Raw genomic sequence first — 237 nt, 5'->3', positions numbered from 1 at the left:
CGCTCGCCCATCGCGGCGGCGGCCAGCTGGCGCAGCCACGGGCCGATCAGTTTGTCGCCGCGCGGCTCGCCCTTGCGGTCCAGCACCTTGGACGAGATCTGCAGCAGCCACACGGTGTCCTCGTCGTTGCTGCGCAGCCGGTCGATCCAGTCGTCGACGCGCAGGCCGCCCGCCTCCACGCCAACGACCAGTTTCGGCGCCGGCTTCGGATAGCGCGCGCCCTGCGCGAGCCAGGCG

At 73.0% G+C, this 237-nt stretch carries 1 protein-coding gene; it reads right to left on the bottom strand.

The window, feature by feature from the left end; translation table 11 throughout:
* On the bottom strand, positions 1-237 hold a 237-nt coding region (locus tag ACEN88_RS36240), incomplete at both ends, for a hypothetical protein (RefSeq protein WP_413347203.1).

This window comes from Massilia sp. CT11-108 (assembly GCF_047302915.1).
GTDB lineage: Bacteria > Pseudomonadota > Gammaproteobacteria > Burkholderiales > Burkholderiaceae_D > Telluria > Telluria orientalis.
This window is presented reverse-complemented; position numbering and strand designations above follow the sequence as displayed.